Below are 246 nucleotides of genomic sequence, written 5' to 3'. Positions count from 1 at the left end.
GAGATCGAGTTGGAGGCGGTGACGGTGGCGATGTCGTTGAAGGTCGCCGGGATGCCGTAGGCGGCGAGGAAGACGCCGACGATCGCCAGGCGGGCCAGGTAGCTGCCGAGCGAGGGCGCGACGACGTCGATCAGGAAGCGGCGCGGCGAGCGCAGCACGGCACCGCCGTCCACCACCTGCTCCCGCAGGCCCTCGAGCTTCTTGCGGAAGATCCGGGCGAGGACGACGAGCCCGAAGACGCCGCCG

At 71.1% G+C, this 246-nt stretch carries 1 protein-coding gene; it reads right to left on the bottom strand.

What is annotated here, in order from left to right; genetic code table 11:
* Positions 1-246 (bottom strand): hypothetical protein (locus QRT08_RS18530; protein ID WP_286047472.1); only part of this gene is annotated, 246 nt, incomplete at both ends.

The organism is Halalkalicoccus sp. NIPERK01 (assembly GCF_030287405.1).
Lineage (GTDB): Archaea > Halobacteriota > Halobacteria > Halobacteriales > Halalkalicoccaceae > Halalkalicoccus.
The sequence above is the reverse complement of the archived record's forward strand: the minus strand, read 5'-3'. Positions and strand labels throughout refer to the sequence as shown.